16 protein-coding genes are annotated in these 17,991 nt (G+C 70.1%); 9 read left to right on the forward strand and 7 right to left on the reverse strand.

Going from position 1 to position 17,991, the window contains the following annotated elements:
• Positions 1-43: 43 nt before the first annotated feature.
• From VN461_16910 to VN461_16925, 4 genes are all read left to right on the forward strand, one after another.
• On the forward strand, positions 44-1,411 hold the full coding sequence (locus VN461_16910) for an NAD-dependent succinate-semialdehyde dehydrogenase (protein HXB56456.1): 1,368 nt from the start codon (positions 44-46) through the stop codon (positions 1,409-1,411).
• Between the two features lie 7 nt (positions 1,412-1,418).
• Entirely contained in the window at positions 1,419-1,799 is a 381-nt protein-coding gene (locus VN461_16915; GenBank protein HXB56457.1) for a VOC family protein, read from the forward strand.
• 240 nt (positions 1,800-2,039) lie between these two features.
• Positions 2,040-2,879, forward strand: a complete 840-nt coding sequence (locus VN461_16920; protein HXB56458.1) for a hypothetical protein — start codon at positions 2,040-2,042, stop codon at positions 2,877-2,879.
• A gap of 12 nt (positions 2,880-2,891) precedes the next feature.
• Positions 2,892-4,274 (forward strand): sulfatase, encoded by a 1,383-nt coding sequence (locus VN461_16925; GenBank protein HXB56459.1) that lies wholly within the window; start codon positions 2,892-2,894, stop codon positions 4,272-4,274.
• Between the two features lie 31 nt (positions 4,275-4,305).
• On the opposite strand, the gene VN461_16930 is transcribed toward VN461_16925, so the two are convergent.
• The 3 genes from VN461_16930 to VN461_16940 are packed head-to-tail and all read right to left on the reverse strand — an operon-like array spanning position 4,306 to position 7,038.
• Entirely contained in the window at positions 4,306-5,379 is a 1,074-nt protein-coding gene (locus tag VN461_16930; protein ID HXB56460.1) for a serine/threonine-protein kinase, read from the reverse strand.
• Complete coding sequence (locus VN461_16935; GenBank protein ID HXB56461.1) at positions 5,376-6,125, reverse strand: sigma-70 family RNA polymerase sigma factor; 750 nt, start codon at positions 6,123-6,125, stop codon at positions 5,376-5,378. The genes VN461_16930 and VN461_16935 overlap by 4 nt, the downstream gene beginning before the upstream one ends.
• Before the next feature lie 7 nt (positions 6,126-6,132).
• Positions 6,133-7,038 (reverse strand): NAD-dependent epimerase/dehydratase family protein, encoded by a 906-nt coding sequence (locus tag VN461_16940; protein ID HXB56462.1) that lies wholly within the window; start codon positions 7,036-7,038, stop codon positions 6,133-6,135.
• Between the two features lie 310 nt (positions 7,039-7,348).
• On the opposite strand from VN461_16940, the gene VN461_16945 reads away from it, so the two are divergent.
• The 4 genes from VN461_16945 (at position 7,349) to VN461_16960 (ending at position 10,169) form a co-directional block, all read left to right on the forward strand.
• Positions 7,349-7,777 carry a GNAT family N-acetyltransferase gene (locus VN461_16945; protein HXB56463.1) on the forward strand — a complete coding sequence of 143 codons (429 nt, stop codon included), beginning with the start codon at positions 7,349-7,351 and terminating at the stop codon, positions 7,775-7,777.
• Positions 7,778-7,838: 61 nt separating this feature from the next.
• Entirely contained in the window at positions 7,839-8,915 is a 1,077-nt protein-coding gene (locus VN461_16950; GenBank protein ID HXB56464.1) for an SGNH/GDSL hydrolase family protein, read from the forward strand.
• A gap of 34 nt (positions 8,916-8,949) precedes the next feature.
• Positions 8,950-9,621 (forward strand): alpha/beta fold hydrolase, encoded by a 672-nt coding sequence (locus VN461_16955; protein ID HXB56465.1) that lies wholly within the window; start codon positions 8,950-8,952, stop codon positions 9,619-9,621.
• Positions 9,618-10,169: a hydrolase gene (locus VN461_16960; GenBank protein HXB56466.1), complete on the forward strand. Its 552-nt coding sequence runs from the start codon at positions 9,618-9,620 to the stop codon at positions 10,167-10,169. Before VN461_16955 ends, VN461_16960 begins: the two co-directional genes overlap by 4 nt.
• A 14-nt stretch (positions 10,170-10,183) precedes the next feature.
• On the opposite strand, the gene VN461_16965 is transcribed toward VN461_16960, so the two are convergent.
• The 4 genes from VN461_16965 to VN461_16980 all read right to left on the reverse strand — a co-directional run bounded on the left by VN461_16965 (position 10,184) and on the right by VN461_16980 (position 17,008).
• Positions 10,184-11,398 (reverse strand): cyclic nucleotide-binding domain-containing protein, encoded by a 1,215-nt coding sequence (locus tag VN461_16965; GenBank protein HXB56467.1) that lies wholly within the window; start codon positions 11,396-11,398, stop codon positions 10,184-10,186.
• A 126-nt stretch (positions 11,399-11,524) separates the two neighbouring features.
• Positions 11,525-12,820 carry a lysophospholipid acyltransferase family protein gene (locus VN461_16970; protein ID HXB56468.1) on the reverse strand — a complete coding sequence of 432 codons (1,296 nt, stop codon included), beginning with the start codon at positions 12,818-12,820 and terminating at the stop codon, positions 11,525-11,527.
• A complete protein-coding gene (locus VN461_16975; GenBank protein HXB56469.1) occupies positions 12,792-14,087 on the reverse strand; it encodes an MFS transporter in 1,296 nt (431 codons plus the stop codon). The genes VN461_16970 and VN461_16975 overlap by 29 nt, the downstream gene beginning before the upstream one ends.
• Positions 14,087-17,008, reverse strand: coding sequence for a response regulator (locus VN461_16980; GenBank protein ID HXB56470.1), 2,922 nt, complete (start codon positions 17,006-17,008; stop codon positions 14,087-14,089). The genes VN461_16975 and VN461_16980 overlap by 1 nt, the downstream gene beginning before the upstream one ends.
• Positions 17,009-17,110: 102 nt before the next feature.
• Between VN461_16980 and VN461_16985 the strand changes: the two genes are divergently transcribed.
• On the forward strand, positions 17,111-17,986 hold the full coding sequence (locus tag VN461_16985) for an alpha/beta fold hydrolase (GenBank protein ID HXB56471.1): 876 nt from the start codon (positions 17,111-17,113) through the stop codon (positions 17,984-17,986).
• Positions 17,987-17,991: the final 5 nt, after the last annotated feature.

The following is a 17,991-nucleotide window of genomic DNA, read 5'->3' on the forward strand; positions in this document are numbered from 1 at the left end:
GATGGTTGCGAACGCGGGCCGACCGCGCTCAGAGGCCGGAAACATGGCGCTGCAATCGATCAACCCCACAAACGACGAACGGATTCGCGACTACGACGAGGACGCGCCCGAAGTGGTGGCCGCGTCGCTGCGCGCGGCGGACTCTGCCTTCCGGGAGTGGCGACGGACCGGTTTCCAGGAACGGGCCTCGAAGATGCGACGCGCCGCCGCTCTCCTACGCGAACGCAGCGAGGACCTCGCCCGGCTGATGGCCCTCGAGATGGGAAAACCCTTGGCCCAGGGGCGGTCGGAGGCCGAGAAGTGCGCTTGGGTCTGCGAGTACTACGGGGAAGAAGCGGAGGGCTTCCTGAGGCCGGAGGTGGTGGCCACCGACGCCTCCCGGAGCTTCATCACCTTCGCGCCCCTCGGAGTCGTGCTCGCGGTCATGCCCTGGAACTTTCCCCTCTGGCAGGTCTTTCGCTTCCTGGCCCCCGGCCTCATGGCGGGAAACGCGGCCCTCCTGAAGCACTCCTCGAACGTCTCGGGGTGCGCGCTCGCCATCGGTGAGATCATGCGCGCCGCTGACTTCCCGGCTGGGCTGTTCCGCGCCCTGCTCGTGGGCTCAAAGCGGGTGGCCGGCCTCATCGAGGCCCCCGAGGTGGCGGCGGTCACCCTCACCGGCAGCGCACCCGCGGGCCGGGAGGTAGCGGCACACGCGGGGGCCCACCTCAAGAAGACGGTGCTGGAGCTGGGGGGGAGCGACCCCTACCTCGTCCTGGAGGATGCCGACTTGGAGACGGCGGCCGAGACCTGCGCCGCCTCGCGCCTGATCAACAGCGGCCAGAGCTGCATCGCGGCCAAGCGGTTCGTCGTCGTGGAGTCGGTGCAGCCGCGCTTCGAGGAGCTGTTCGTGGAGAGGATGCGGTCCCGGAAGGTGGGGGACCCGCTCGCGGACGGCGTGGACGTGGGGCCCCAGGCTCGGCGCGATCTCCGCGACGAACTGCACCGGCAGGTCGCGGGCAGCGTGGCCCAGGGGGCGCGCATCCTCCTCGGCGGCCGGATCCCCGAGGGCAGGGGCGCCTTCTACCCCCCGACCGTGCTCGGCGACGTCCGCAAGGGCATGCCCGCTCACGACCAGGAGCTCTTCGGGCCCGTGGCCGCCCTCATCACAGTGAAGGACGAGGCGGCGGCGGTGCGCGTCGCCAACGACACATCCTTCGGCCTAGGGGCGGCCGTCTTTACGCGCGACGCGGCGCGGGGCGAGCGCTTGGCCGCGCAGGAGCTCGAGGCGGGATGCTGCTTCGTGAACGCTCCCGTGAAGTCGGATCCTCGCCTGCCCTTCGGCGGCGTCAAGGAGTCAGGATACGGCCGCGAGTTGGGCCTGTTCGGCATCCGCGAGTTCGTGAACGTCAAGACCGTCTACGTCAAATAGGCCGAGCATGAGCGTCCCCGAACGCGTGGGTGCGATGCACCACCTGGCCCTGCGCGTGGCCGATCCCGAACGGTCCCTGGTTTTTTACGCGGGCCTGCTGGGTCTGCCCGAGCTGCGCCGCTTCCAAGAGGGCGGTGCCCTCCGCTCCATCTGGCTCCGCGCGGGAGAGACGGTGGTCATGCTGGAGAGACGCCTGGGGGGGAGCGGCCCGGAAGCGGGTTCCGGTCACCTTCTGGCCTTCGCGGTCTCCGACCTTCTGGCCTGGGAGAGGCGCCTGGCCGCGGCCGGTGTCACGGTGGAGGGGCGCACCGCACACACCCTCTACCTTCGCGATCCCGACGGCCACCGGGTGGGCTTGAGCGTCCTTTCGTTCGAGCGGGCGCCCTAGAGATTCCCGCCGAACTCGAGAGCACGCGCTCCCCTCTCCGCCGGGCGCGTCTACCCTCCAATCTTCTGAAGCCGGCGGACCCTTGTCCCTCCCCTCGCCCGCCGCACAAGAAGCGCATTTCCTCCTCACATCAGAGCTCACTTGATAGAGCGGTCTGGATGTCATTCAGTTTTTTGCTTACGAACCTTTTGGTTCTCTGCGGCGTCAGATGATAGCGACACTGAAAACGGAGGCTGGTTCATGGACGTGGCCCCCACCCATCCTGCGCCGAGGCCGGTTGGCGTCGCGGCTGGTGGGACTCGTCCCGCCAGGCCCCGACTTCATCCCCGATGGCTGTTCGCGCTCCTGGCCCTCGGGGGGAGCCCGGCCCAAACCACCGGCGCGGATCTGATCCCACCCTCGTCGGCGGTGGTCCCCCCGTCGGGCGCCGCCCCCGACCTCAGGACCGCGGCGGCAGCGCCCTCGCCCGCCCTCGTCCTCGTCTGGTTCGACCCCAACCGGCTACTGCCCTCGGCCTCCTCCTCTCTCCAGCGCGAGGTGGCAGCGACGTTTCGGGACATCGGAGTGGAGGTGGCCTGGAGGCAAGGGGGGCCGGGCAGCACCTGCGAGGAGGGGCCGGTCCCCGAGCTCCCCATCATCCTCCTCCCTTCCGACCCGCGGCGGGGAAGCGAGGGCGCGCACGTCATGGGCCTCGTGATACGGAACCAGCGCCCCACCCGTGCCGTCTGGGTGTTCCTGTCCAGCGTGCGCTGGACCCTCGGCCACCAGGCGCCCGAGCGTGCCCTCACCGCCCGACAGGAGGGGGAGGTCGCGCTGGCCCTGGCCCGGGTTGTCGCCCACGAAGTGGTGCACGCCATCGCCCCCGACGAGCCGCACTCCCGCGGCGGTCTCATGAACTACTCCCTGAACCGCGCCTTCCTGCTTGGGCCGCGTAGCCCGCTCACGGGACCGGGCGCGCGCGCCTTTCTGGACCAGCTTCAGGCCGCGCCCGCCCAAAGGGGCGGTTGGCCGCCTTCTGGGAGGAGCGTCTTCTGGGATCGGGGCGCGGACGCGTTGACACCCGTGGAGGCCCCGCCCTAGACTCGCCGCTCCATGCCCGAAGGCCACGCGAGGCTCAGGCTGCTGCTGGTGATGGCCCTCGCGACGGCCACGGCGTGCGGCGGCCGCGGCCCCGCCCGCCTCCCCGCCGCGCGGCCGAGCGTGCTCTTCGTCATTTTCGACGATCTCTCCTACCACATCGGCCTTTACGGGGGGGACGCTCGCACGCCCCAGCTGGAGCGCTTGGCCCGGCGCGGACGGCGATTCGACCGCGCCTACTGCCAATACCCGCTCTGCAGTCCCAGCCGTACGTCGTTCCTCACCGGCTGGGGGCCGGAAAAGACGCAGGTCTGGGGCAACCTCCGCCCGCCGAGGGCCTGGCTCCAAGGCGCCATCCCTTTGCAGGAGCACTTCCACGCCAACGGCTACTTCACGGCCCGGGTGGGCAAGGTGTACCACAGCCGCTTCGAGAGCGAGTTCCAATGGGACTTCACGGAGGACACCTACGACGACGCCGCCGACGAGCAGATCCCGAGCGCGATCGGATGGGGGCCCTCCCCCCGCCGAGACGCGGACGAGCCCGATGGGCGAGCGGCACACCGCGCCGTGCGCCTGTTGGAGGAGAAGAAGGACGTGCCCTTCTTCATCGGGGTCGGCTTCCTGAAGCCACACGACCCCTGGGTGGTGCCTGAGGCCTACATCCGCATGTACCCTCCCCCGTCGGTGAGGCTGCCCCCCGAGGCCCCGAACCACGGGGACGACGCGGTCCTGGAGCCCCGGCGCGGAGCTCCTTTCGAGATCCCGCCCGAGAAGCGCCGAGAGGCCCGGGCCGCTTACCAGGCCGCGGTGACTTTTGCGGACGCCCAGCTGGGCCTGCTCCTGGACGCGCTCGATCGGCTGCGCCTCTGGGACCGCACGGTGGTGGTGGTGCTGGGCGACAACGGCGTGCATGTGGGCGAGCACGGGATCTTCGGGAAGATGACTCTCTTCGAGGAATCGGCGCGGGTGCCCTTGCTGCTGGCCGCCCCCGGCTTGAAGCGGCCGGGCACGCCCTCGGAGCGGCTGGTGGAGCTCCTTGACCTCTACCCCACACTACTCGACTTGTGCCGGCTTCCCCCCGTGGAGGGTCTGGAGGGGACGAGCCTCCTGCCCCTCCTTCAGGATCCCGAGCGCCCCTGGAAGGGCGCCGCCTACACGCTCCGGAAAGTGGGAGCCACCAAGAAGGGCCAGCTGGCCAAGAGCGTGCGCACCGAACGCTACCGGTACACAGAGTGGCCGGACGGAGAGACCGAGCTCTACGACCATCAGACCGACCCCGAGGAGTTCAGCAACCTGGCGGGGGATCCCCGCCACGCAGCCGAGCTCGAGGAGCTCCGGAAGACGCTGCGGGCCGGCGTGGGGGCGCACTCCCCGGTACGGCCGGGGGCGTCCCCTTGAGGCGAGCCACCGGCCGGAGCGGGTCTCGGGGTCAGACCCGCGCAAACACGAGCAGCAGGGTCCGCATCACGAGATAGGCCAGGACCAGGAGGGCCACCGTCCGATGGGTCTTGAAAACGCGCACCGCCCGCTCCAGCCAGCCTTCCCGATAGGCCTCGACTGGAGCGCGGGCCAGGAAGCGGCCGATGTCGGCCGCGAGTCCGGACACGCTCGGGTAGCGATCCGCGGGGGCCGCGCCCAGGGCCTTCAAGCAGATGGCCTCAAGCGGCCGCGGTAGGGCGGGATCGGCGTGCCGCGGGCGCTCGATGGGCGGGGTCCACGACTCCCGGCCCTGTGGCCAGGTCGCGGTGGGGCCTTGGGAGGGGGGGGCGGGGGCCCGTCCGGGCGTGCGTCCCACGAGGAGGAAGTAAAGGATGGCCCCCAGGGCGTACACGTCCGTCCGCTCGTCGATACCCTCGACGTCCCCGCGCGCCTGCTCGGGGGCCATGTAACCCGGCGTGCCCAAGACGGTGCCGTGCGCGGTCTGGCCGGGAACGCCCGCTCCCGCGGGGGCGGCGGTCGGGCCCGCGAGCCCCGGGCCGGAATCGGATCTGAGCTTGGCCAGCCCCCAATCGAGGACGAGCACCTCGCCGAAGGCACCGACCATGACGTTCTCTGGCTTCAGGTCCCGATGGACGACGCCGTGGGCATGGGCAAAGGCCACCGCTTCGCAGATCCTTTCGAAGAGCCGCAGCCGCTCGCTCAAGGGCAGGCCGGCGCGGAGGTGCCGGTCCAGCCGCTCGCCCGCGACCCGCTTCATGGCGTAGAAGATCCGGCCGTCGGGCAGGGTGCCCACGTCGTGCACGGGGACGATGCCGGGATGCTCGAGCCGGGCGATGATGCGCGCTTCGCGCAGCATCCGCTCGCCCGCCTCCGGGCCGGCGGTCGGAGCGTGGAGCACCTTTAGGGCCACCGGGCGTCGGAGGTGCCGATCGTTGGCCAGATAGACGGTGCCCATGCCGCCCCGCGCGATGGGCTCCACGATCTCGTAACGCGTTTCCGAGAGGTCGGGCCAGTCCGCCACCTGCCGGAGGTGGTCGAGGGTGCCGTCGGAGAGGGAGGTCAACGGGGATCGATCCCCAGGAGCTGGCGCGCCTCCGCCCGGAATTCCTCATCGCTAGCGCTGACCGCTCGCAACTTCTCGAGGACGATCTCGCGGAGGGCGCGGCGGGCCCAGGCCAGGTGGTTCGTGACTTGGGTGACGGGAAGGTCGAGCTCGTGGCCGAGATCGGCGTAGGTCGGGCGAGAGGCCGCCTCGGTCAGGTCGTAGCGCTCGAAGACCAAGAGGGACTCGGCTTTGGACGCGGCTCGGCCGCGTTCTCGCAGCGCATCCACCGCATGCTCGAACAGCCACCGCACCCACTCCCGGTAGAAGTAAGCCTCCAGGTCCAGGCCGTCGGGAACCTGCTGGGCGAGGACCTGGCCCTCCGCTCCTTCGAAGTCCAAGGAGAGCACCTGGGTGTCGCCCCCGCGCTTGATGCGTCGGGCTGCCTTCCTCTGGTTGGAGAGGAAGCCGTCCAGGCAGACGCGCAGGTAGGTTCGGAAGCGGGCCCGGGCCGGATCGTACCCCTCGAAGAAGCCCTTCTCGAATGCGCGGGCGAAGAACTCTTGGGTCAGGTCCTTGGCGTCCTCGTTGGAAGCACGCCACTTCACCCGCATGTACTTGTAGACCGGCTTCCAATAGGCCTCGACGAGGGCGGCAAAGCCACGTTCCCGCACGTCTGGCGCGGGATCGCCCACCGCCCGGAGGACGGAGTTCCGGGTCAAGGGGAACCGACCCTGGGGTCCGCCGATGTCGGTGTCCCGGTCCAAAGGAATCTCAGGTCGGCTGATGCGCCTTCCAAGCCTCGAAGTACGTGGCGACGCCGTCCAGGAAGCCGCCGTGCCGCGGCTGCCAGCCCAGCCGGCGCACGGCTTTGCGGGAGTCCACGTGTTGGTCCAGGGTCAGCGCCTCCGCGAAGTCCCCCATCTTCCGCGCCGCCGCCTCCAGCGGCACATACTCCAGGGGGGCCGTGATCCCGGCGGCGGCGGCCACCGCGGCCGCCATCTCCCCCACCGTGCTGCGCGAGCGGTCGGTGACGTTGAATACCTCCCCCGCGAGATCGCTCTCCGCGGCGCGCACGTAGCCGTCGGCCAGATCGTCGACGTGCACCATCGCCCAGCGGTTTCGGCCGTCCCCGATCACCCGCACTACCTTGTCCTGTTGGGCCCCCGCGAACCAGTTGCCGGTCAGGCCCCCTTGCCGGCCATACACGCATCCTGGCCGCAGCACCAGGCCCCGCGCGCCCGCCGCCTGCAGCACGAGCTGCTCGTGGGCGGGACGCCAGGCCACCGCCCGCGCCGGCTTGAGGGGCGTCGTCTCGTCGGCCGGGGGGGCGCCGGTGTTTCCGTGGACCCAGACGCCGCTCGTGTACACGAGGGTCTTGGGCTGTGGCCCCGTCCGGGCCGCGGCCAGGAACGCGTCCAGCGCGGCTCGGTCCGGTCCCACCATGCCGGCCTGGATGTCGGCCGCGGCATGGACCAGCACGGAGCAGTCGGCGGCAACCCCCGCGTAGCTCTGGGGCCGACCGAGGTCGCCGAGCACGGGATGGATCTCCCGGCGGGCGAGCGCGGCCATCTTCTCCGGGGAGCGGCAGAGACCCCAGACCTCGTGCCCCGCGCGGCGGAAGGCCAGCGCCGCCGCGCCGCCGATGTAACCCGTGGCCCCCGTCAGGAACACCCTCACTTGACCTCCTGCCAATCGCCGACCACCCGATCTTAGCTCCGCTCCCCGCCGGAAGGAACGCCTCTCGGGTGGACCGGGATGGGCGCTCCCGGGGCGCCCGCTCCCTGTCCCCGGGTGGGCGGTCTTCGAACGACCCACGAGTCGAGCGGGCCTGGCCCCCGTCTTGCAGATCCGCTTCCATGCCTCGTCAGGGGACACGCGCACTCTTCGAAGCGCCCCGGCCGGCAGTGGATTCCGACGCTTCAGGCCGCCTCCAGTGGCCCGAGGGACACACGGTCGTGGCCGCGGAGGCACAAGGACAGGAGGGATCATGGGCGTGAATGTGAGACCAGCGTCGCTGACCGACGGCGTGGCCGTCCTCGCTCTGCTTGAGGACGTCGGCTACTACCCCGAGCCCATTTCCTTCGCCCAGACCTTCCGCAAGACGCTCGGCAACCCTCATTTCCTCGTTCGCGTGGCCGAGGTGGACGGCAAGATCGTGGGCGTGGCCACCCTGTCCCTCCGCTATCAGCTCGGCCTGGGCGGCCTGCTCGCTTGCCTGGACGAGTTCGCGCTGGCCGGGGGCGCGCAAAAAGGCGTGGAGCGGGCCCTTCTCCAGGCCACGGTGGGCAAGGCCCGCTCGCTGGGCGCGGTCCGGGTCGTGAAAGAGGCGAACCGGGGCACGCCCCCGCCGCGGGCGGCCCAGCTCGCCGCCCGCGCCGCCGCCGGGCTGGGCCCGCCCGCCCGCAGCGTAGCCTGAGCGCGCAAAGCCGAGACGGGTGTCTTCCCTCGCGCGCGGGGCTGTGCCACTATCTCGGCCCATGCCGCGCTGGGGTTGGTGGGGCCTCAAGGTCCTCTACGTCGCCCTCATCCTGCTCCTGATCGCGGGGCTGGGAGGCGAGGTGATCCTCCGCGGGGAGAGACGGATGGCGGAGCGGGACGCCGCGGAGTATCTCTCGCGCAGCCTCTACAGCCACTCCTGGGAGCGACAAGCCGCCGCCCGGCCACTCTGGAAGCACGGGCGGGTCTGGGAGGAGTACAAACCCAACGCCCGCCTCGACCTCACCGTCGGCGGCGAGAGCTACAGCGTCCAGATCAACAGCCTGGGCTTCCGCACGCGCGAGTTCACGGCCAAGAAATCCCCGGGCACCTTGCGCGTGATCTGCCTGGGTGGCTCCACCACGGTGGGAGGCCGGACGAACGACGAGACCTACCCGGCCATCCTCGAGCGCGGGCTAAGGCAACACCACCCCCACCTCTCCCTCGAGGTGCTCAACTTCGGGATCAGCGGAACCACCTCCGACTATTGGCTCGAGCGGCGCGAGAAGCTGTTTGGCTTCGAGCCCGACCTCATCGTCGACTACGGCGCCATCAACGATCTCGCCTGGCACCACCTCCCCCGCTACGCGGCGAGCCACCCTTGGCGGCTCACCCAGCAGCGCAGTCTCCTTTTGGAACGGTTGCTCCCCCTCCCCCCCCGCGATTTCGATCCCTTCTTCCAGGAAACCCTCGTTAACTTCCGCACCATGGGAGAGCTCTGCCGAGAGCACGGGGTGCGCTACCTAGTGGCCTCCTTTGCCGCGCCCGACTACCAGGCGGCCCCCCCGAGCTTCCGGCGCTACCTGGACGTCAACCTGGACTTCTGGACGACCCACCTGCCCCTGCACGACTACCGCGAATACGCGGCCCTCATCGCCCGCTACAACGACTTGTTCGAGCTCTTCGTCTACGAACATCACATGGCGCACGTGCTCGTGCACCGCCTGCTCCGCGAGCCCCTGCTCTTCACCGACATCTGCCACCTGACCCCGGAGGGCATCTCCCGGCTGGCGGAGGCCTTCTTGCCCGCGGTGAGCCGGATCCTGGAGGAAAAGACGCCGGGCCCGCCTTCTCCCTGACGCGGCCGGCTTCCCCGCCGGTTAGAATCCACCCGTGGCCCAGAACCAGACCTTCGACTTTGCCGGCCCCGCGGGTCGGCTAGAGGCCATCCTCATGTGGCCGGACGAGGCCCCCCTCGCGGCCGCGGTGGTGTGCCATGCCCATCCCGAGTTCGGCGGGATCATGCATTACAAGGTGGTCTTCCGCATCGCCAAGGCGCTCCAGCAGGAGGGCTTGGCCGCCCTGCGCTTCAACTTCCGGGGGGTGGGGCGGAGCGAGGGTACCCACGACCACGGCCGGGGTGAGCAGGACGACGTGCGCGCTGCGCTCGACGAGAGCGAGCGCCGCTTCCCCGGCCTGCCCCTCGTCCTCGGCGGCTTCTCCTTCGGTTCCGAGATGGCCCTGCGGGTGGGGGTAAGGGACGCCCGCGCGCGCGCTCTCTTCGCTCTGGGCTTCCCGCTCTCCCGGGTCGGGGACACTTCGTTCCTCGAGGTCTGCCCCAAGCCCCGGCTCTTCGTCCAGGGGGAGGCCGACGAGTTCGGCCCCGCGGATCAGCTGAGGCGGCTCGTGGAGCGCTTGCCCCCGCCCCGCTCCCTCATCGTGGTTCCGAAGAGCGACCACTTCTTCACCGGGCACCTGGAGGCCCTCCAGGAGGCGGTCGGTTCCTGGGCCGGTGGCCGACCCTGGACCGCGTCCTCTCGCCCGGAGAAAGAGAGCCGGTCATGAACGTTCTGCGCCCCGACCGCGCCGTGCTCGTGCTCGTGGACCTACAAGAGCGGCTCCTGCCCGCCATCGTGGGCCGGGAGCGGATCGTGAGAAACAGCGTTCTCCTCCTCCGGCTGGCGCGGATCCTCGATCTGCCTGTGGTCCTCACCACCCAGTACCGGAAGGGGCTGGGCGAAATCGTGCCCGAGGTACGGGAAGGGGCGGGGGGCCTGGAGCCGCTCGATAAGGTTTCCTTTGGGTGCTTCCAGAGCGAGCCGTTCCTCTCCCGCCTCTCCGCGCTCTCTGGCCGCGACCAGCTCCTTCTGGGGGGAGTGGAGAGCCACATCTGCGTGGCCCAGACGGTGCTGGGCGCGCTCGATAAGGGCTATGAAGTCCACCTGGCGAGCGACGCCGTGGGCTCGCGCACGGACGAGAACTCCCGCGTGGGCCTTTCGCGGATGGAGCGCGCGGGGGCCCTTCTCTCCAGCGCGGAGATGGCGATCTACGAGCTGCTGGGCCGCAGCGACGGCGAGGCCTTCAAGAAGATGCTCCCCTACCTCAAGGCATGAGGCGGCGCGCCCACTCAGCCGCGGGGCGTCCGCCGGTCGGCGAACTCCTGCAAGACGTCCCAGACGTGGGGGTGCGTGGCGGTGATCGAGTCCAGGGTGGGCCGGTCCAGCTCCAGTAGCTCGCAGCGGGTGAGGGCGGCGATGGTGGCGGAGCGGGGTTTGCCGGTCAAGATCGAGACCTCTCCGAAAAAGACCCCCTCGTTCAGGTCGCCCAGCTTGACCTGAAGGCCGGCGGCGTCCTTCCGGAAAGCGCGGACCATGCCCGAGGTGAGCATGTAGAGGCTCTCACCGGGCTCTCCCTCCCGAAGGATCACGTCCCCCCGCTTGAAGGTGAGCAGCTTCAGTCCCTGGATGACGGCCACCATCTCGTCCACGGAGAAGTCCTTGAAGAGCGGACTCACCACAATCTGGCTGCCCGTGGCCGGGGCCTCTCCCGCGGGGCCGGCCGCGGCCCCTTCCCCCGAGGGGAACACGCTGTCGATGAGGGACAGCACCTCCTCGGCAAAGTGGCTGTCCGACATGGGATCCGGAGAGGCGGGCTCGGGTTCGGTCAGCGGCTCCACCTCCTCAACCCCGTCTGCGAATAGCAGGTCGTTGTCGACCACCGAACTCGGGGCGGATGGAGCGGGGGCCTCCAGAGGGACGAGATCGAGGGAGGCGGGCTCGGCCAGGATGGGCTCGGCCTCGAGGGCCTCCGGCTCGAGTGCTATCTCGGGCACGTCTTCTGGCTCGGGGCTAGGGGCGGGGGGCTCCTCGGCCTCGGGGGCCATCCGGGGCTCGCCCACGCTCGGAGCCGAGAGCGGTTCTTCGGGCACCGCGACCGCACTCTCCCGAGGGGGCGGCTCGAAACCGATCTCCTCCATGCCGATCTCGAAGCCCGCGGGGGGGAGCACGGTGGCATTGCGCTGCTTTTCCTGGATGAGGGCGGCGATCTTCACATCCACGTCCCGCTGTCCGGGGTCGATCTTCTGGATCTTCTTGAGGACGGAGATGGCTTTGGCCGCGAACCCCTCGCGCGCGAACTCATCGGCGAGGGCGGTCAGGTGGACCACGGCGTCGCGACCCTTGCCGGCCAAGACCAGCACGTCGGCGAGCTGGAGGCGGAGGCGTGGGTCGGCGTGCTGGCCCTGGAGTTGGGCGCGAAGGACTTCGATCGCCTTCGAGTAGTTCTTCTTGGCGATCAGAGCGACGACGTCGTCCCCCCTCGTCTGGCCGAAACTCAGCGCCATCCTCACTCCAGTCTCCTCGCTGAGGAGACTAAGGCGGGGGGGGCGGGGTGTCAACGATCGGGCTTCTCGTGTCGGTAGAGGCTTCTTGAAGGCCGCTCCGGCCGTGCCTTGGGTTAAGAGCGAGCTCTAGCGCAGCCCCAACTCCAGCGTAGAGGGGGGTTGCGTGCGCGCGGTGCGGGCGGAGCGGGTGGGCAGGAAGCGCACGACCATCCAAGCGACGAGCGCGGCGAGCGCGTGGGGCAGCAGCTCGATGCCGCCCCCCAGCCCGCGGCCGACGGTCACTGCGTAAATGACCAGGATGGGGGTCGCGTACCGCCAAAAGACGGTGCGCCTTTCCCAGGCGTAGGCGGCGGCGAAGATGGGCAAGGCCACATGGGGCCCGAGTCCGGTGCGCCAGTAATAGAGGGCGCCCAGCTCGAAAACGAGGGTCAATACCAGGCCCTGGAGGAAAGCCAGGGCCGTGCGCCCGCGCTCGTAAAGGTAGGGGAATAGCGCCCCCGCCATCACGGCCAGAAGGGCCTCCCCCGCCGGCACGCGGGGCAGACCGAGGGTCGGCAGGGAGGCCCCGCCGTAGAGGAGCAGGAAAACGACGGGCGAGGCGTTGCGTATCCACTTGACGAGTCGTCCCTGCGGGATCAGCCATTGGTCGAGGAGGAGGTAAAGGATGTAGGCGTAGGCGGGGGCCACGGCGAGAAACGACCGGGACTTCCAGAAGACGAGCAGAGCCAGGGCCAGCGCGGGCAACGACTCGTGCGGCCGGGGCCAGGGAGCGGGCGACCGGTAGAGGACGTTCATCCGGAGGTCGGCCTTCACCCCGGGCAACAGCGAGCGCTCGACCCGTCGGCGCAGTTCGGCGAGCAGGGCGGAAATGGCACCCTCCTCGGGCAGGCCCTGGTAGGCGCGGGGATCGATGGGCGGGTGGAAGCGCACGCGGATGCGGGCGGGCTTGGGCAGGGACCGGAAATGGGGCCAAGCCCGATAGGCGCCCGCGATGCTGGCGGGTATCAAGGGTGCTCCCGTCTCCCGGGCCAGGCGGGCCGCGCCCTCCCGGAGCGACGGCTCCATCCAGCCCGTGCGCGAGCGCTTACCCTCGGGAAACAGACCCACCACTTCCCCCGACTCCACGAGGGCTTTCGCTTTCTCGTAGGCGGCCCGGCCTTGCCCCTGGCGCACGTCGACCGGAAAGGCCCCGAAAGCGCGGATCAGCGCCCCCAGGAGCGGCACCTTGAAGAGGGCCTCCCAGGCCATGAAGCGGATGGGCCGCGGCACCTCCAGGGACAGGAGCACGGGGTCAAGATAGGAGGGATGATTGGCGGCCACCACCGCGGGGCCTCGGACGGGCACGTTCTCCACCCCCCGGCATTCGTAGGTGAAGAGGACCCGGAAGAGGGCCTCAAGCAGGGTTTTCAGCGCCCGTTGCATGTCTCTCCCGCGCGCGCACCGTCAGCAGCACCTGCTCCGTGTCCCGGCCGAGCGTGCGCGCGCCCGCGAGGTACAGGACGCCGGAGACCGCCATGGCCACCGAAGTCAGAAGGAGGGCCGTCTCCAGGCTCCCTGTCCGGTCCGAGACCTTCCCGATGAGGATGGGGGAAGGCACGTCCCCCAGCAGATGAAAGGCGAAAATGGAAAGGGCGATCGCGCTGGCCCGAATCTCGGGCAAGACTACGCTCACGAGCACCGCGTTGGCGGGGCCGGTGTTGAGGAAGACCAGCACCTCGGCCAGGAAGATGGCGGATAGGTAGACCCCGCGGTCACCGGCGGTGAGCCCAACATAGGTGGCGGGCACGGCCAAGAGCATTCCGACCCCCGAGACCAACAAGTAGGCTTTGTCGGTGCGCGGCAGCAGGAAGTCCCCCAACCAGCCCCCCAGGAACGTGCCCAGAAGGCCGGCCGCAACCGTGATCCCCCCGAAAAGGGCGGTGGCCTCGGAGAGGGGCAAGTGGCGAGCGCGGGCGAAGAAGGTGGGCATCCAGTAGGCCATTCCCCCGAGGGCGAAGGTCATGGCGGCCATGCCCAGGGTGGTGTAGACGAACGAGCGGTTTCGGAGAAGGCCCAGGGCCGCGCCCCACTCGAAGCGATGGTCCTGCTCCTCGCGGGCACCGTCTCCCGCCCCCCGCGGGGGCTCGCGCATCCTGAAGGCGAGCAGACCGAGGATCAGGCCCGGAGTCCCCGCGATGAAGAAGGCGGCCCGCCAGCCATAGTGCTGCCCGGCGTATCCGCCCAAGAGGAAGCCCAGGGCGCTCCCCACCGGGATGGCCACGTAGAAGAAAGACAGCATGCGGCCGCGCCTCTCCCGGGGGAAAAGGTCGCTGATGAGGGTTGGCGACACCACGCCGAAGCCGGCCTCCCCGACTCCGATCACCGAGCGGGCCAGCAGCAAATGGTGGTAGCTGGTGGCCAGCCCGGAGAGCACCGTGGCCAGGCTCCAGACGAGCACCCCCAGTCCCACCAGGAAGCGGCGGGGCCAGCGATCGCCGATGACGCCCGTGAACGGCGAGGCCACGATGTAGGCCACCATGAACATGGAGCCGATCAGGCCGAGCTGGGTGTCGCGGAGGGAGAACTCCGTTTGGATCAGGGGGGCCACGGCCGCGATCACGTAGCGGTCGATGTAGTTGAGGAAGTTGACCCCGAACAGGAGGGCGAGGGCGAGGTAGGCCTGCCGGGGAGTGATGGAGCGATCGACCATCAGGAGCCGGGCCGCGGAGGCTCGGCGGGGGTGGGACGAGCCAGGGGCCCGCGCCGCCCCATCCGAGTCTTCTCGTCCTCCAGGGCCTGCCGCACCACCGCGTACTCCGACTCCAAGGCCGTGACCAAGGGGGGGGCCCCGGCGGCGGCCCCCGACCGGCCCAGGTCCTCGAGGCGACCGCAGAGGGCCGCCATCTGCCGAGCCCCCAGGTTGCCGCAGCTCCCGAGGAAGCTGTGGGCCAGCCGCTCCAGGGAGGGGGCGTCGCCCTTCTGGCCGGCCTTGCGCAAGCCCGCCAACCGCAGGGGCGCGATGCGGAGGAAAGTGTCGATCACCTCGCGCAGGAGCGATCCGTCGCCGTCGATGGCCCAGAGGGTGGCGAGCACGGCCTCGTCCACCGGGGCCACCGAACGCGGGGCATCCGCGACTGGCTCCTCCTGAGCCCCCGCGGGCACGCCCTCGCGCGCTACCCAGCGCTGGAGGATGGCGGCCAGCGCCTCCGGGTCCACCGGCTTGCTCACGTAGTCGTCCATCCCCGCGGCCAGGCATCTCTCCCGGTCTCCCTTCATGGCGCTCGCGGTCATGGCGATGATAGGCGTGCGGGGCCCCGCGCCCTGCCGCTCTCGGATGCGGGCGGTGGCCTGGAAGCCGTCCATCTCCGGCATTTGGCAGTCCATGAGGAGGGCGGCGTAGGGCGTCTTCAGGCAAGCCTCCACCGCCTCCCGACCGCTGTCCGCCACGTCCACCCGGTAGCCCAGCTTCTCCAGGATGCGCACGGCGACCTTCTGGTTCACCTCGTTGTCCTCCGCCACCAGCACGCGGGCCGCGGAGGGGGGCCGTGATTCCCGCAGGCTGTGGCGGGTGACCAGGGAGGGGCGCTCCTTTGTCGCGGCCCCGAAGAGAACCTGACCCAGGCAGTCATGGAGGTCGGCCTCGTCCACGGGCTTGGTGAGGTAGCCGGAGACGCCCGCCTGTTTGGCCTCCGCGCCTTGGCCCTTGGTTCCGAAGGAAGTAAGCAGGATCAGCTTGAGATCCTTCAGGGCCGGGTCCTCCTTGATGAGGCGCGCCAGGGCCAGCCCGTCCATGCCCGGCATCTTCATGTCGAGGACGGCGAGGTCGTAACGCGAGCCCACGGAGGCGGCGGCCCGCAGCGCGGCCAAGGCCTTGGGGCCATCTTCCATGCTGGCGACGCGCATCCCCCAGTAGGCGAGCTGCTGGCGAAGGATCTGGCGGTTGGTGGCGTTGTCGTCCACGATGAGGACGCGGGTGCCGGCCAGCCTCTGGGGGGGAACGGGCGCGGCCGGCTCCTCGACGGCTTGTCTCTCCAGGCGGGCGGTGAAGAAGAAGCGGCTCCCCTTGCCGGGCGTGCTCTGCACGCCGACCTCGCCCCCCATGAGACCGACCAGGCGTTTGGAGATGGCCAGGCCCAGTCCGGTCCCCCCGTATTTCCGGGTGGTGGAGCCGTCGGCCTGCGCGAAGGCCTTGAAGAGCCGTCCCTGGGCCTCGGCCGCGATGCCGATCCCGGTGTCGGTGATCTCGAAGCGGACGAGGGCGGTCTCGGTGGCGGCTTCGGCCAGACTCGCGCGCAGCACCACCTCTCCTTGCTCGGTGAACTTGATGGCGTTGCCCACGAGGTTGGCCAGGACTTGGCGCAGCCGGCCGGGGTCGCCGCGCAAGGCCCCCGGCACCCCGTGGTGAATGAGGCAGAGCAGTTCGAGGCCTTTAGCGTGCGCCGACTCCTTGAAGGTGCTCAACACCTCCCGCACCGCCTGCCGGAGGTCGAAGTTCACGACCTCGAGGTCCAGGCGACCGGCTTCGATCTTCGAGAAGTCCAGGATGTCGTTGATGATCTCGAGGAGGGCGCGCCCCGAGCTGTCGATGATCTCGGCGTACTCGCGTTGCTCGGGATCGAGATCGGTGTCCAGGAGAAGGCGCGTCATGCCGATGACGCCGTTCATGGGGGTCCGGATCTCGTGGCTCATGTTGGCCACGAACTCGGACTTGAGGCGCGAAGCCTCGAGGGCGGCTTGGCGGGCCCGGACGAGCAGGTCCACGTTCTGAGCCACCATCACCACCCCGTCCACCGAGCCCTGGGGCCCCCGCCAAGGGTGGGCGGTCCAGCGCATGTACACCCGCGTCCCGTCCTCGCGCTCGATGGCGTCCTCGGGGTCGGAGACGATCTCCCCCGCGAGAGCGCGGGCCAAGACGGCCCCGTACTTCTCGGGTAGGCGGGGGGAAGCCTTGTGGAACTCGTGTCCCACCACGGAGTCCTCCCCCACGCCTAGGTACCTGACCCATTCCGCGCTGTGGGCGATGTAGCGACGATCACGGTCCAGCAGGGCCATGGCCACGGGGGCGTGGGTCACGATTTGGCGCAGCTGCTCGCGTTCGCGCTCCACCGCCTGCTCGGCGCGCTTGCGCTCCGTGATCTCGCGGGCCAGGGCCTGGAAGCCGAGGATCCGCTCCCCCTCCATCACGAGTTGGACGTGTTGGCCGATCCAGACCTCGTCCCCGTCCCGGAACAGGGCCGGGAACTCGCAATAGGTGTTGGGAATTCGTTGCGCGAACTGGTCCCCGTAGAAGCGCTCCGCCACCTCCCGGTAATCCGGCCGCACCAGCTCCCGGAAATGCAGGCCCAGGAGCTGGCCCTCGGGAAGGCCCGCCGCGCGCTGGGTGGCGGGGTTGGCGTAGACAAAGCGGCCCTTCTCGTCGGTTACGTAGATGATGTCGTCCGCCGACTCTACGATCTGGCGATAGCGCCCCTCGCTCTCCCGGAGCGCCTCGGCTTGGTGCTCCCTCTCCTCGAGGAGGTTGGCCAGTTCCCGGACTCGGGCCTCCGCGCTCCGTCGGCGCGAGAGACTCCACCCCGCGGCTCCGAGGGAGCCGACCGCGACCAGAAGAAGCAGCAGCCCGGCAAGCGCCACGGATCGAGCCCTCTCCGCTCCGAACAGTACGCTGCGACTCGGGGGGGGTCAAGGGCGCCCGCTGCGCTTCCGGGGCGCGTCGAACGGGGCGATGATGACCCCATGAGGCCCTTCTTCACCACGCGGCGGGGACGCCTCTGGGCTCGGCTAGCCCTGTACGGAGGCGCCCTCGGCCTGGGCCTCCCCGCCGCCTGCTCCCAGGTCTTGGTCGGCACCATCCGCCAGCCCACATCCCGCCCGCCCTCCGCTTACGAGGAGATCGCGCTTCGGTCGGAGGGCCTGCGTCTTAGGGGTTGGCTGATCGAAGGCCGCGGGGACCGGGCCGCGGTGCTCGTCGCCCACGGCCTGGGGGACAGCCTGGAGAGCTACGAGGGCCTCGCCGCCAAACTCCAGCGACGCGGCCATACCGTTCTCCTCCTCGATCTCCGCGGGCACGGGGGCAGCGAGGGGCACACGACCACGCTCGGGGGCCGGGAACGGGAGGACGTGCGGGCGGGCTTGCGGGCGCTGCGTGAGCGGGGCCGGGCCGGTTCCGGTACCGTGCTTTTCGGGGTGTCCATGGGCGCGGTGGCGGTCCTGCGTGCGGCCGCTCAAGAGGCGGACGTGCGGGCCGTGGTTGCGGAGGCCCCTTTCGACACCTACCGTGCCTCCGTCGCCCACCACGCATGGCTCCTGTACGGGCTGCCGCCCTGGATCCCGCTGATTCCCCTCTCCATCAGGGTGGCGGAGTGGCGCGCCGGCTTCCGGGCGGATGATGTGGATGCGGTGGCGGCGGCTCGCCTCGTGCGGGCACCCCTGTTAGCGATCGTGGATGGAGCAGACCCGCGGATGCCGGAAGCGGTCGTGCGCCGTGTGTTCGATGCCCACCCCGGCCCCAAGCGGCTCTGGATGGCGCCGGGGGCTCCCCATGCGGGCGCGTTTTTCGCCCCCGGCTATTGGACCGAGGTCACGGGTTTCCTGGAGGCAAACGGACTCTAGGCGCG

Source organism: Vicinamibacteria bacterium, from assembly GCA_035570235.1.
Taxonomy (GTDB): domain Bacteria; phylum Acidobacteriota; class Vicinamibacteria; order Fen-336; family Fen-336; genus DATMML01.